The organism is Nocardia sp. NPDC005745 (assembly GCF_040630775.1).
Taxonomy (GTDB): domain Bacteria; phylum Actinomycetota; class Actinomycetes; order Mycobacteriales; family Mycobacteriaceae; genus Nocardia.
In genome coordinates this window covers 57,632-71,111 of sequence record NZ_JBEXYF010000040.1, presented here as the reverse complement: position 1 = coordinate 71,111, position 13,480 = coordinate 57,632, and the positions used below count along the sequence as shown (strand labels likewise).

The window sequence follows — 13,480 nt, the reverse complement described above, 5'->3', positions numbered from 1 at the left end:
CCATTCCGAACCCGGAAGCTAAGCCTGCCAGCGCCGATGGTACTGCACTCGACAGGGTGTGGGAGAGTAGGACACCGCCGGAACATCCTTCACGATAGGGGACCCAGAATCTGGGTCCCCTATCGGCGTTTGAGCACCAAACAGTGCTCCGGCGAACTTGCCGTACCCCGCGCCCCACGACGGGTACGTGATTGAATTCGTGGGATACAGACTTTCGCGATACCAAGAAAGGGAGCACCGTGCCGGAACAAAATGACGATCGGAAGCCCTTCCGGCGCGGCGCTCCCGACTCCGGGTCCGGCCGGCGAGATGACAACCAGCAGGATCCGAGCCGGCGCGGCGGCGGGTTCAACCGTGGCGGTGACTCGGGGGAACGCGGGGGCTTCGGTCGCCGCGGTGACTCGGGCGGCTCCGGCTCCCGTGACAATACGTCCGACCGAGGCGGTTACCAGCGACGCGAGAATTCCGGTGGGTTCAACCGCCGGGGTGACAGTGGCGGTTCCGGCGAGCGCGGCGGTTCCGGCGAGCGCGGCGGGTTCAGGCGTCAGGACTCCGGCGGCCGGAGTGGTGACACCGGTGGCTTCCGCCGCGGCGGCGACGCACCGGAGCGCGGTGGTTTCCAGCGGCGGGACGAGTCCGCGGATCGTGGCGGTTCCGCCGGCCGAGGCGGATCGGGCGATCGGGGCGGATTCAAGCGCTCCGAGGGCTCCGGTGAACGCGGCGGCTTCAAACGCCGGAGTGATTCCGGAGAGCGGCGCGACGACTCGCGGGGCGGATTCCGCCCCGGCGGCGAGTCCGGTGCGCGCGGCGGATCCGATCGTGGCGATTCCCGTGGTGAATTCTCCCGTCGCCGGGACGATTTCGGCGATCGAGGCGATGCCCGCCGCGATGAACCGGGCGAGCGTGGTGGGTTCAAGCGTCGTGGCGATTCCGGTGAGCGCGGCGACGCGGGGCGGCGCGGCGCGTCCGGATTCCCGCGCCGCGATGACGATCGCCGTGGCCAGGGACCGGATCGCGCGGGGCAGCGCGGCGGCGCGGATCGCGGGGATCGGACCCCGCGGGACGACTCGTCACCGGATCGCCGCCGTGGCGGCGAAGGCGCCCATGCCGGTGGGGGCCGTTCCCTCGACCGTCGTCCGCCGCGGCCGGAGGAACCCGATCTGCCGGACGAGGTGCAGGCAGCCGATCTCGATTCCGCCGTGCGGCGAGACCTGCTCAGTTTGGACAAGGGGAACGCGGAGACGGTCGCCCGGCACTTGGTGATGGCGGTGCGGCTGGTCGACGACGATCCCGGCCTCGCTCTCGCCCATGCCAGGGCCGCACGGCAGCGGGCCGGGCGGATCGCGGTCGTCCGCGAGACTGCGGGAGTGGTGGCCTACCACGCCGGCGAATGGGCGGAGGCCTTATCGGAGCTGCGTACGGCGCGCCGGATGTCCGGTGGTTCCGGGCTGCTGGCCGTCATGGCCGACTGCGAGCGCGGCTTGGGCCGTCCCGAACGCGCTATCGAGCTCGGTCGCAGCGACGAGGCGCGTGCCCTGCGCGGTGACGATGCCACCGAACTGCGTATGGTCGTCGCGGGCGCGCGAATGGACCTCGGCCAGTACGACCAAGCCGTCGTGACCTTGCAGACCTCGGATCTCGACCCGTCCAGGACCGGCTCCGCCGCTGCCCGCCTCTTCTACGCCTACGCCGACGCTCTCGTCGCCGCGGGTCGTACCGACGAGGGCCTCACCTGGTTCCTCAACGCCGCCTCGGCCGACCTCGACGGAGACACCGACGCCGAAGAACGCGCCGCTGAACTCACGGGCGACAGCGACATCTGAACCTGTCGCCGATCGCGGTTGCCGCGCCTTGGGGGGTGGCCGGCTCCCGACGGTGACACGGACGCCGAAGAACGCGCCGCCGAACTGACGGGTGACAGCGATATCAGAACCTGTCGCCGATCGCGGCTGCCGCGCCCCGTGGGTGGCCGGTCTCCGAAGACGTTGCCCGCGCCCGGTGCCAGGCACGCGGACGGATGGTCCGGGATGTGGCCGGAAGCCTGCGTCTGCGCGAATTTCGCTGCGGGCGCGGACGTGTGGCGAGCAGGGCCGATCGGATCATCACGGTGGCCGCGATCATGGACACTGGGATCTGCGAATCTATGCTGGGGCGCTTGCGATCCGGTGCCGCAGGAGTGGCTGACGCCACGTCTGTCCGGCCCGCGCGTCGGCGTAGTGTCGAGTGTCTCGGATCTGCCGAGCGGATGGGCTGCCGGAGGGCCCGGCGGTGATGGGTCGGCGCGGCCGATCGGTGACACGGAGTGAGAGTGGTGTGAAGCGACTACGAGATCGCTACCGAGCCCTGCTGCTCGACCTGGACGGCACGCTGTATCGCGGGCACGAGGTGATCGAGGGCGCGCCGGAGGCACTCGCCGCGGATGGGCAGGCGGGCCGGCGATTGGTGTACGTCACGAACAATGCCAGCCGTGGTCCGCAGGTCGTGGCCGCGCATCTGTCCGAACTCGGCTTCGCCGCGACCGCCGACGACGTGGTGACCAGCGCACAGGCGGCGGCGCGGTTGCTGGCCGAGCGGCTCGACCGTGGCGCGCCGGTCCTGGTCGTCGGCACCGACGACCTGGCCGCCGAGGTGGAGGCTGTCGGGTTGCGACCGATCCGGCGCTCCGACGGCGACGCACCCGCCGCTGTGGTGCAAGGACATTCACCGCACACCGCGTGGCCGGACCTCGCCGAAGCCGCCTACGCCCTGCGCACGGACGCACTGTGGGTCGCGGCGAACACCGACCGGACGTTGCCGAACGAACGCGGCCTCGCGCCGGGCAACGGTGCGATGGTCGCCGCGCTGCGCACCGCCTCCGATCGGGAGCCGATCGTCGCGGGCAAGCCGTATGCGCCCCTGCTGGAGGACGCGCTCGTCCGGGCCGGTTCCCGTTCCGCCCTGGTGGTGGGCGACCGGCTGGACACCGATATCGAGGGCGCCAACCGGGTCGGCCTCGACTCGTTGCTGGTGCTCACCGGTGTCAGCACAATCGATGAACTGCGCAAGGCCCCGGATGGGCAGATCCCGACCTATGTCGCCGACTCGCTCGACGCCCTCAACCACGCGGCCGTAGCCGCCGAGCCGGAAGCCGACCTCGGCGAGATGCTGCGGCGGCACCCGGGAAGAGCTGTGACGGTCCGCGCGTCCGATTCGGAAATCCGATAGCGTTGACGCCACGATGACTAGTCCTATACCTCGCCCGAACGGTCCCGGTTCCGCCGGTGCGCAAGGTCCCCGCCCCGGGGTTCCGCTGCCCGGTCAGCACCTGCCGGGTACGCAAGGCCGTCCGGAGCCTGCCGACCCGGATCGAATCCGCGGCGAGGTCGACAGCCTGCTCGCCGAACTCGACCGCCCCGGCCGGGCCGCGCCGGCGACCGACAGCGCCGAGGCAGGCGTCGACATCACTCGCCGCGCTCGCATCCTGGAGCAGGCACATGACGTGCTGGTGCAGGCCCTGGCCACGGTGGACAAGATCTGAGGTGGCCAGGCGCGCACGGGTGGACGCGGAACTGGTTCGCCGCGGATTGGCGCGATCGCGAGAACACGCGGTCGAGCTGATCGGCGCGGGCCGCGTCCTGATAGCTGGAACAGTGGCGGTGAAGGCGGCGACCGCGGTGGAGGCGGGCACGCCGCTGGTGGTCCGCGAGGAGCCCGACGAGGTGTCCTGGGCCTCGCGCGGCGCGCACAAACTGCTCGGCGCGCTGGAGCGGTTCGAGCCGGACGGGTTGTCGGTGGCGGGCAAGCGCTGCCTGGACGCGGGCGCCTCCACCGGCGGTTTCACCGACGTCCTGCTGGCCGGGCGAGCACGGGAGGTCGTCGCGGTCGATGTCGGCTACGGCCAGCTGGTGTGGCGCCTGCGCACCGACGAGCGGGTCCGGGTGTTCGACCGGACCAACGTGCGCAACCTGACGCCCGAAAGCATCGGCGGCACGGTCGAAGTGGTGGTGAGCGACCTGTCCTTCATTTCGCTGAGCCTGGTGCTTCCCGCGCTGGCCGTCTGCGCCGCGCCCGGCGCCGATCTGCTGCCCATGGTGAAACCGCAGTTCGAGGTCGGCAAGGAACGGGTCGGCTCCGGCGGCGTCGTGCGTGATCCCGCGCTGCGCGCCGACGCGGTGCGCACGGTGGCGGCGGCGGCCGCGGAGCTGGGCATGCGCACCGCCGGCGTCGTGGCGAGCCCGTTGCCGGGTCCGTCCGGCAATGTCGAATACTTCTTGTGGCTGCGCAACGACGGGCCGTTCGAATACGACGCCGAACAGGTCGCCGCGCTGGTCGAGCGTGCGGTTGAGGAGGGTCCACAGTGAACGCGCCGGCCCAACCCTGCGGCAGGGAGATCTTGCTGGTCTCACACCCCGGCCGCGCGGAGATCATCGAGACCGCCCACCGGGTGGCGAAGATCTTCGCGGACGCGGGCATCTGCCTGCGCGTGCTCGCCGACGAGGCGGACAGCACGCGCTTCGCCGCCGAGCCGGGCGGCTACCCCGTGCGCGTGGTCGAGCACAGTCCGGACGCGGCGGTCGGCTGCGAGATGGTGCTCGTGCTCGGCGGCGACGGTACGTTCCTGCGCGCGGCCGAACTGGCGCGCCCGGCGGGGGTGCCGGTGCTGGGAATCAACCTCGGCCGCATCGGGTTTCTCACCGAAGCCGAGGCCGAGAACTTGGACGAGGCGCTCGCCCAGGTGGTGCGTCACGATTACACCATCGAGCATCGGATGACCATCGACGTCACCGTCCGGGTCGAGGACGAGGTGGTCGAGACCGGTTGGGCGCTGAACGAGGCGAGCATCGAAAACGCCTCGCGCATGGGCGTACTCGAAGTGGTGCTGGAAGTCGACGGCCGCCCGGTGTCGTCGTTCGGCTGTGACGGCATCCTCGTCTCGACGCCGACCGGGTCGACCGCCTACGCCTTCTCCGCGGGCGGTCCGGTGGTTTGGCCGGAACTCGAAGCCTTGCTGGTGATTCCGAGCAATGCCCACGCCCTGTTCGCGCGGCCGCTGGTGACCAGCCCGGATTCGCGTATCGCGGTCGAGTCTGTGGCGACCGGACACGATGCGATAGTTTTCCTGGACGGCAGGCGCACGCTCGCACTCCCCAGCGGTGGCCGGGTCGAGGCGGTTCGCGGCGTTCGACCGGTGCGCTGGGTGCGGCTGGACTCCGCACCGTTCGCCGACCGGATGGTGCGCAAGTTCCAGTTGCCCGTGACAGGCTGGCGTGGCCGACGGCGAACGGAGAGCACAAGTGCTGACAGAGATCAGAATTGACGGGCTCGGCGTCATTTCCACCGCGACCGCGCAGTTCCATGCGGGACTGACCTGCCTGACCGGCGAGACCGGCGCGGGCAAGACCATGGTGGTGACCAGCCTTCATCTGCTCAGCGGTGCCCGCGCGGACGCGGGCCGGGTCCGGCTCGGCGCCTCCCGCGCGGTGGTGGAGGGCCGGTTCACCATCGACGACGTCAACGACGCCGCGCGCGCCGAGGTCGCGCGGGTGCTGGAAGCGGCCGCGGCCGAGCAGGACGACGACGGCAGCGTCATCGCGATCCGCACGGTCGGCAGCGATGGGCGCTCCCGCGCGCATCTCGGTGGTCGCGGCGTCCCCGCCTCGGTGCTCGCCGATTTCACCGCGCCTGTGCTGACCGTGCACGGCCAGAACGATCAGCTGCGTTTGCAGCGCCCCGACCAGCAGTTGTCGGCGCTGGACCAGTTCGCGGGCGACGCCGTCGGCGCTCTGCTGCGCAAGTACCAGGTGCTGCGCCGGTCATGGCTCGACGCCCGCACCGAGCTGCTCGAACGAACCGCGCGCAGCAGGGAATTGGCCCTCGAGGCCGAGCGGCTCGAGCACTCGTTGAAGGAAATCGACGCCATCGCGCCCGAACCCGGCGAGGACGTGCGCATCGTCGACGAGGTGCGCAGGCTGAGCGATCTGGATTCGCTGCGAGAGGCGGCGGCCACCGCGCACGACGCGCTGGCCGGGCCTGCCGAAGCGCCCGAAGACGGTTCCGGCGCCCTGGAAGCGCTCGGCGCCGCGCGCGCCCGCATCGAAGCCGCCGACGACCCGGCGCTGGTCGCGCTCGCGCCGCGCCTCGCCGAGGCCATCGCCGTGGTGGTGGACGTGACCACCGACCTGAGCGGATACCTTTCGGACCTGCCGTCCGATCCGGGAGCGCTGGATTCACTGCTCACCAGGCAGGCCGAATTGAAGACGCTGACCCGCAAGTACGCACCGGACATCGACGGTGTGCTGGCTTGGGCGGAGGAGGCGCGCACCCGACTCGGGTCGCTCGACGTCTCCGAGGAGGCGCTGGGCAAACTGGCCGCCGAAGTGGACACCGCCGCCGAACGGGTGCGGGAGGCGGCGAAGAAGCTGAGCGCGGCGCGGAGCAAAGCGGCGGGGAAGCTGGCGGCGGCGGTGAGCGCCGAGCTGGGCGGCCTGGCGATGGGCAAGGCGCGTCTGGAGGTCGAGGTGCGGCCGTTGCTCGCGGGAGCGCAGGACGCGGCGCCGCTCACCGTCGACGGCCGGGAATTGCACGCCGGTGCTACGGGCACCGATGAGGCCGAGTTCCGGCTGGCGGCGCATTCGGGCGCGCAGTCGTTGCCGTTGAGCAAGAGTGCGTCGGGTGGTGAACTGTCGCGCGTGATGCTGGCGCTGGAAGTGGTGCTCGCCGGTTCCGATCACGGAGCGACCATGGTGTTCGACGAGGTCGACGCGGGCGTCGGCGGGCGAGCCGCGGTGGAGATCGGCCGCAGGCTGGCCCGGCTGGCGCGCACCCACCAGGTCATCGTGGTGACACATCTGCCGCAGGTCGCGGCGTTCGCCGACACCCACCTCGTGGTCGACAAATCCGACGACGGCAAGGGCGCCGTCAACAGCGGCGTCCGGGCTCTCACCAATGACGAGCGGGTGGTCGAGCTGGCGCGCATGCTGGCCGGTCTCGACGACACCGAGACCGGCCGCGCGCACGCGGAGGAACTGCTGGCGACGGCACGCGCCGAGAAGGCGGGTGCCGAGGTGGCCGCGCGCTGAGCGCGCCGGTCAGCGCACCGCCTTCTGCGCACCCTTGATGAACGTGCCGATCAGGTTCTTGAGGCCGAATTCCAGCACCTTGGCGGGCACCGGCAGCGACGGGTCCGATTCCATGGTGTAGGAGACCAGGGTGCCGTTGTCGGCGTCGGCGAAGGTGACGATGCCGACGTGCCGCTTCACCGGCGCGCCCTTGACGATCTTGTACTCCATCCGCTCACCGGGCACGAGGTTGGTGATCTCCTCGGTGACGCCGACCGGGCCGAGGCCGATCAGGTGCTGCGCGCCGACGCCTTCTCGCTCGGTCAGGCCGGGCTTGATCAGCTTGACCTGGACCGGGATGTAGGGGCTGATGCTCTCGCGGTCGGCGAAGAGCCGGTACACGACCTCGCGCGGGGCGGCGATGACGGCGTCGACGGTGGTGCTGGCCATGAAATCTCCTCTTCCAGTTACGTGTGACCGGCAGCATATAGCTACAGCGGGCGCGGCTCGGGGATCGTGTCGTCCGCATCACAATCGGCGGCGAGCCGCCCGCGTGGTCGGCGCTACCGAGCCGGGGCGGTGGAGGCGTCCGGAGCCGAGGTCGGTGTGAGGTAGCGGCGGTCGGCACGGAAACGCTGTGTCGAACTACGGATGGCATCCGTGAAACGACGGGCAATAGTGCGGTGATCGCTGTCGGCTGCGATTGAGAGTGTACGCGCCCGCAGGTGGTTCGATGGGGCAAACAGGGTCTCGATCAAGGCATTTCGAAACCACCCTTCGTGTAGTGCTCGATTGATGTCCGCAATGTCCGATTTCTGATCTACTATGGAACTCAGTAGATGAACGGCGGATGAACTCCGTCGGATAGCGGGAAGCACCGAGGCGAAGGGGCCATCATGTGCAGCGTTCTCCCAGCAAGGACCAGGACGGGCGAAGCGCGGCGTTCAGGGGTGCCCGGGCGCGGCCGGGGATCATCGAAGAAGGGGGCATTCGCGCTGATCGTCGCCGGTCTCGCCGCGGGGACGGTGGCCGCGGCGGGCGGGGCGGCCGCGGAGTCGTTGTCCGGCTCCGACCACTCCGGTCGTTCGGGTTCGCACGGCGACTCTACGGGGTGGCACGCGATCGACCCGTTCGGATATCAGCACTCCGATCCGAATTCACTGCGGCAGAACGAGCATCAGCATGCGCTGCGCGAGTATCACCGGCGGAACAACCCCCGTCCGGACGAGAGTAGCGCGGGAAACGGCGCGGGGGGATCGGCGTGGACGCGCACGCAGCGGCCGGATGGCAATGGCTGGACCGTGTGCCGCCCGCAGGCGAAGTGGTGCTGATCGATGATCGAGACGCGAGCTGGCGGCAAGTCTCTGCGACGACGGCACTCTGACCTGATCCGACCGGCTTGTCGCTCATGGGTAGCACTGGATTCGCTGCCTGCTGGAGGGGAGGGTTTATGCGCTTCGCGGCGGATCGGCGAAACATTCGCGCCTTGATTGCTGACACCTGGTGTTTCTTCGGAGGTAGGTCTCATATCGCATAAGTTGGCACGTTTGCGGGTGTCGACCGAAGTTTCCAAGTGAGTGATCTGCCCTGATCAATGTGGGGCATCTTCCGTGCGGGTGCGAGTGACGGTGCGGATCGGGTTGCCAACAGGTAACGCAGAGGCGTCATGCGCTCGTTGAGACGGCGCGCCTCCACCAATGGTTGAGAGTTTGCGCTCATCATCGCCACATGAGGATGCCGGCGCTGTTGTCGCGAAACACCGAAACGCTGCCTGGTCTGATCGGGACGGCCCGGGTCGACCGCAACACCCGGCGGCTGCTCGGCCGGGTCGGACCGGGCGACATCGTCGTCCTCGACGAGATGGACCTCGACCGGATGACCGCCGACCGGTTGGTCGAGGCCCGCGTGGGCGCGGTGATCAACACCTCGCCGTCCATCTCAGGTCGCTACCCGAACCTCGGCCCCGAGGCGCTCGTGGCCCACGGGATCCTGCTGCTGGATACGGTGAGCTCGGATGCGTTCAAGAAGATCAAGGACGGTGTCAAGGTCCGTGTGGTCGACGGTGTGGTCTACGCCGACAAGCTGATCAAGAAGGAGCCGGAGGTCCTCGTCGAGGGCATCGAACTCACCGACACCGCCATCGCGGAGCGCATGCTCGAGGCGCGCAACGGCCTGGCCGATCACCTCGAGGCGTTCGCGGGCAACACCATCGAGTTCATCCGCACCGAGAGCGCGCTGCTCATCGACGGGTTCGGCGTTCCGGAGCTGGATCTGGTGATGAAGCACCGCCACGTGGTGGTCGTCGCCGACGGCCCGGAGCACGCCGAGGATCTGCAGCGGCTCAAGCCGTTCATCAAGGAGTACACCCCGATCCTGATCGGCGTCGGTCGTGGCGCCGACACCCTGCGCAGCCGCGGATACCGGCCCGACGTCATCGTGGGCGACCCCGAGGAGATCACCAGCGCCACCATGAAATGCGGCGCCGAGGTGATCCTGCCCGCCGACACCGACGGGCACGCCAAGGGACTCGAACGCATCCAGGACCTGGGCATCGGCGCGACGACCTTCCCCTCCTCGGGTTCGGCCGCCGATCTGGCGCTGCTGCTGGCCGACCATCACGGCGCCGCGCTGATCGTCACCGCGGGAGCGCCCGCCTCGCTCGACGATTTCTTCGACCGCGGCCGTCGCGACAGCAATCCGGCCACCTTCCTCACCCGGCTCAAGGTCGGTACGAAGCTGATGGACGCGCAGGCGGTGGCCACCCTGTACCGCAACCGCGTGTCCGGAGTCGCCGTCGCGCTGGTGGTGCTCGCCGCGCTGGTCGCGGTGATCGTCGTGTTGCTGGCGTCCAACAGCGGCGGGGACGTCGTGGATTGGGGCGTGGACGCCTGGAACCGCCTCGCGCGATGGGCGCAGGGGCAAGCCGGATCGTTGGAATTCTGAGGAGAACGATGATTTCGCTGCGCCAGCACGCCGTCTCGATCGTCGCGATCTTCCTCGCGCTCGCGATCGGTGTGGTGCTCGGATCCCAGACGCTCGCGGCCGACCTGCTGTCGGCCTTGCGGGCGGACAAGTCCGACCTGCGCCAGCAGGTCGACATCCTGACCGAGCAGAACCGGCAGCTCGGCGAGCAGGCCGTGGCCGCCGATCGGTTCATCGCCGGATCGTCGGGCCGCATTCTCGGCGGTGCGCTCACCGACCGCAGCGTCGTCGTGTTCACGACCCCGGACGCCGATCCTGGAGACGTCGACGCGGTGACCAAGGCGCTCGAGGTCGCCGGCGCGGGCGTCACCGGCCGGATCGCGCTCACCGAGGCGTTCGTCGACGCCACCGAAGGCGACCGGATGCGCTCGGCCGTCACGAACGTCATCCCGGCCGGGGCGCAGCTGCGGACCGGCGCAGTGGATCAGGGCAGTATGGCCGGTGATCTGCTCGGCCTGGTGCTCCTGCTCGACCCGGCTACCGGGCAAACCCGGAGCACCCCGGAGGAGCTCGGGCTGGTCCTGGAGACTCTGCGCGGTGGCGGCTTCCTCGTCTACGGCGAAACGCCGGTGCGGCCCGCGCAGCTCGCGGTCGTGATCACCGGCAACGGCATCGCCGCCGCCGAGAACGGCGTGGGCGCCAACAGCGCGCGTTTCGCGGGCGCCCTGCGTGGCCGCGGTGCGGGAGTGGTCCTCGCGGGCCGCGCGGGCGCCGCCGACCAGCAGGGGCCGATCGCCGTGGTCCGTGCCGACGCCGCGCTCGCGGCCCAGGTGAGCACCGTCGACAATCTCGAGCGGGAACTCGGCCGGGTCACGACCGTGCTCGCGCTCGGTGAGCAGCTCAACGGTGGCGCAGGACGCTACGGCACCGGCGCCAAGGCCACGGCGCTCACTCTGGCCGCGGTTCCGGGCTGACCCGGCGCGAGGCCACCGGTGGACGTCCGGAGGTCGCCGGGACGCGACCCGGCTCACACTTCGGCTCCGAGTGCTCTGATCGCCGTTCCGGCGATCGGCGGGCAAACGTGCGTGGCATTCGAACGGACGGGCGGATTCGTGTTACCGTGAAGACCCGTGGGTCAAACACGGATTCAGGCGCGAACGGCCACGAAGCACATCTTCGTCAGCGGTGGTGTCGCCTCCTCATTGGGTAAAGGTCTTACCGCCTCCAGCCTCGGTCAGCTGCTGACGGCGCGTGGGCTGCGCGTCACGATGCAGAAACTCGACCCGTACTTGAACGTCGATCCCGGCACGATGAACCCCTTCCAGCACGGCGAGGTGTTCGTGACCGAGGACGGGGCGGAGACCGACCTGGACGTCGGCCACTATGAGCGTTTCCTCGATCGGGACCTGTCCCGGGACGCGAATGTGACCACCGGGCAAATCTATTCGTCGGTCATCGCCAAGGAGCGCCGCGGCGAGTACCTCGGCGACACGGTGCAGGTGATCCCGCATATCACCGACGAGATCAAGAACCGGATCCTCGCCATGCGCGGCCCGGATCTGCAGGGTCAGACCCCGGACGTGGTGATCACCGAGATCGGCGGCACCGTCGGCGACATCGAGTCGCAGCCGTTCCTGGAGGCCGCCCGCCAGATCCGCCACGACGTCGGACGCGACAACGTCTTCTTCCTGCACGTGTCGCTGGTGCCCTACCTCGCCCCCTCCGGTGAGCTGAAGACCAAGCCGACCCAGCACTCGGTGGCGGCGCTGCGCAATATCGGTATCCAGCCCGACGCGCTGATCCTGCGCTGTGACCGCGAGGTCCCGCAGGCGCTGAAGAGCAAGATCGCCCTGATGTGCGACGTCGAGGTGGACGCGTGCATCTCCACGCCGGACGCGCCGTCGATCTACGACATCCCGCGCGTGCTGCACCGGGAGGGCTTGGACGCCTACGTGGTGCGCAGGCTGGGCCTGCCGTTCCGCGACGTGGACTGGACCGTGTGGGGCGACCTGCTCGACCGCGTGCACTCGCCGCGCGAGAAGGTCGAGGTCGCGCTGGTCGGCAAGTACGTCGACCTGCCCGACGCCTACCTCTCGGTCACCGAGGCGCTGCGCGCGGGCGGGTTCGCCTCGCGCGCCAAGGTGAACATCCGCTGGGTGCCCTCCGACGAGTGCGAGACCCCCTCCGGCGCCCAGCACGCGCTGCGTGACGTAGACGCCGTCCTGATTCCCGGCGGCTTCGGCATCCGCGGCATCGAGGGCAAGGTCGGCGCGATCCACTACGCGCGCACCCGCGGCATCCCGCTGCTCGGCTTGTGCCTGGGGTTGCAGTGCGTCGTGATCGAGGCGGCGCGCAGGGTGGGGCTGGCGGAGGCCAACTCGGCCGAGTTCGAACCGGACACGCCGCATCCGGTCATCTCCACCATGGCCGACCAAGAGCAGGCCGTGGCAGGCGAGGCCGATCTCGGCGGCACCATGCGGCTGGGCGCCTACCCGGCGACTCTGGAGAAGGGCTCGGTCGTCGCCCAGGCCTACGGCAGCGAACAGGTCTCCGAGCGTCATCGCCACCGCTACGAGGTGAACAACGCCTACCGCGACAAGATCGCGCAGAGCGGGTTGAAGTTCAGCGGCACCTCGCCGGACGGGCACCTGGTCGAGTTCGTGGAGCTGCCCGCCGACGTGCATCCGTTCTTCGTCGCCACACAGGCGCACCCGGAGTTGAAGAGCCGCCCCACGCGCCCGCATCCGCTGTTCGCGGCGCTCATCTCGGCGGCGTTGCGATACAAGGCGGCCGAACGGCTCCCGGTGGACATCCCGGGTGAAGAACTGGCGGGTGCGGCGGAACAGGCGTAGCGGCATGACCGACGGGGGCGCTGCCGAGCCGGGCAGCCACGACTTCGAGACAGTATCCACCGAGACCGTCTACAGCGGCGCGATCCTCGCGTTGCGACTCGACCAGGTGCGCATGCCGGGCGGCCGGGTCGTCGAGCGGGAGGTGATCGAACACCACGGCGCCGTCGCCGTGGCCGCGATCGATGACGACGGCAATGTGGTGCTGATCAATCAGTATCGTCACCCGATCAGCAGGCGGCTGCTCGAACTGCCCGCCGGTCTGCTCGACGTGCCCGGCGAGGATCCACTGCTCGCCGCTCGCCGTGAGCTGGCCGAGGAAACCGGGTTGGCCGCCAGGGAATGGGCGGTGCTGGTGGACGTGGCGCTCTCGCCCGGGTTCACCGACGAAGCGCTGCGGGTGTACCTGGCGCGTGGGCTGTACGAAACCGACCGTCCGGAGCCGGAATTCGAGGAGGCGGATCTGGAAGTGGTCCGCATGCCGGTCGACGCGGCGGTCCGCGCGGCGCTGAGCGGCGAGATCGTCAACGCCACGGCGGTCGCGGGCGTGCTCGCGCTGGCGGCCGCGCGGGCGGGCGGGATCGAGTTGCGGCCGCCGGACGCACCCTGGGACGGTCAGCCCACGACGTTCCTCCGCCGCAAGGCGGCCGAGAAGTCCGGACACTGACCGGA

11 protein-coding genes and 1 pseudogene are annotated in these 13,480 nt (G+C 69.8%); 11 read left to right on the top strand and 1 reads right to left on the bottom strand.

What is annotated here, in order from left to right; all coding sequences use genetic code 11:
* Window positions 1–758 precede the first annotated feature (758 nt).
* The 6 genes and pseudogenes from ABZ420_RS30960 to recN all read left to right on the top strand — a co-directional run.
* Window positions 759–1,823 (top strand): annotated as a pseudogene (locus ABZ420_RS30960) (hypothetical protein); the annotation flags it as partial.
* 490 nt (window positions 1,824–2,313) lie between these two features.
* The gene (locus ABZ420_RS30955; protein WP_357130157.1) at window positions 2,314–3,204 is read left to right on the top strand and encodes an HAD-IIA family hydrolase; all 891 of its coding nucleotides are present in this window, start codon (window positions 2,314–2,316) and stop codon (window positions 3,202–3,204) included.
* Window positions 3,205–3,217: 13 nt separating this feature from the next.
* Window positions 3,218–3,517 (top strand): hypothetical protein, encoded by a 300-nt coding sequence (locus tag ABZ420_RS30950; RefSeq protein WP_245664063.1) that lies wholly within the window; start codon window positions 3,218–3,220, stop codon window positions 3,515–3,517.
* 1 nt (window position 3,518) lies between these two features.
* Entirely contained in the window at window positions 3,519–4,340 is an 822-nt protein-coding gene (locus ABZ420_RS30945; RefSeq protein ID WP_357130149.1) for a TlyA family RNA methyltransferase, read from the top strand.
* Window positions 4,337–5,296: an NAD kinase gene (locus ABZ420_RS30940; protein WP_357130146.1), complete on the top strand. Its 960-nt coding sequence runs from the start codon at window positions 4,337–4,339 to the stop codon at window positions 5,294–5,296. Before ABZ420_RS30945 ends, ABZ420_RS30940 begins: the two co-directional genes overlap by 4 nt.
* Window positions 5,274–7,058, top strand: coding sequence for a DNA repair protein RecN (gene recN, locus ABZ420_RS30935; protein WP_357130143.1), 1,785 nt, complete (start codon window positions 5,274–5,276; stop codon window positions 7,056–7,058). The genes ABZ420_RS30940 and recN overlap by 23 nt, the downstream gene beginning before the upstream one ends.
* A 9-nt stretch (window positions 7,059–7,067) precedes the next feature.
* Here recN and ABZ420_RS30930 read toward each other — a convergent pair whose 3' ends face one another.
* Entirely contained in the window at window positions 7,068–7,487 is a 420-nt protein-coding gene (locus tag ABZ420_RS30930; protein WP_062977083.1) for an SRPBCC family protein, read from the bottom strand.
* 446 nt (window positions 7,488–7,933) lie between these two features.
* Between ABZ420_RS30930 and ABZ420_RS30925 the strand changes: the two genes are divergently transcribed.
* From ABZ420_RS30925 to ABZ420_RS30905, 5 genes are all read left to right on the top strand, one after another.
* The gene (locus ABZ420_RS30925; protein ID WP_357130139.1) at window positions 7,934–8,368 is read left to right on the top strand and encodes a hypothetical protein; all 435 of its coding nucleotides are present in this window, start codon (window positions 7,934–7,936) and stop codon (window positions 8,366–8,368) included.
* 397 nt (window positions 8,369–8,765) lie between these two features.
* The gene (gene steA, locus ABZ420_RS30920) at window positions 8,766–9,980 is read left to right on the top strand and encodes a putative cytokinetic ring protein SteA (RefSeq protein ID WP_357130136.1); all 1,215 of its coding nucleotides are present in this window, start codon (window positions 8,766–8,768) and stop codon (window positions 9,978–9,980) included.
* Between the two features lie 8 nt (window positions 9,981–9,988).
* The gene (locus ABZ420_RS30915; protein WP_357130133.1) at window positions 9,989–10,933 is read left to right on the top strand and encodes a copper transporter; all 945 of its coding nucleotides are present in this window, start codon (window positions 9,989–9,991) and stop codon (window positions 10,931–10,933) included.
* Window positions 10,934–11,089: 156 nt separating this feature from the next.
* Window positions 11,090–12,811, top strand: a complete 1,722-nt coding sequence (locus ABZ420_RS30910) for a CTP synthase (protein ID WP_357130130.1) — start codon at window positions 11,090–11,092, stop codon at window positions 12,809–12,811.
* Window positions 12,812–12,815: 4 nt separating this feature from the next.
* On the top strand, window positions 12,816–13,475 hold the full coding sequence (locus ABZ420_RS30905) for an NUDIX hydrolase (protein ID WP_357130127.1): 660 nt from the start codon (window positions 12,816–12,818) through the stop codon (window positions 13,473–13,475).
* The last annotated feature ends 5 nt before the right edge of the window (window positions 13,476–13,480 follow it).